At 49.8% G+C, this 251-nt stretch carries 1 pseudogene; it reads right to left on the bottom strand.

Annotated elements, in window-relative coordinates:
* Positions 1-251 (bottom strand): annotated as a pseudogene (locus ACZ3HH_RS30790) (ammonium transporter); the annotation flags it as partial.

Raw genomic sequence — 251 nt, 5'->3', positions numbered from 1 at the left:
ATACATCCAGCGCATCATCAGCACCCAGCATTCTCTTCAGACCTGAAACACCCCACAAACACAATGGGCTGACCAGCGCACCAATAACCAGTGCACCCTTAACACCCACGTAACCACAAGCTGGTGTAATTGCAACCAAGCCAGCTACTGCGCCAGATGCTGCACCCAACATGGATGGCTTACCTTTGAAAAGACCTTCAAACAGGCACCAGGATAATGTAGCAATGGCCGTTGCAACCAAAGTATTCACA

The sequence above is a fragment of the Pseudomonas sp. PME37.24/025 genome (assembly GCF_055556615.1).
The sequence above is the reverse complement of the archived record's forward strand: the minus strand, read 5'-3'. Positions and strand labels throughout refer to the sequence as shown.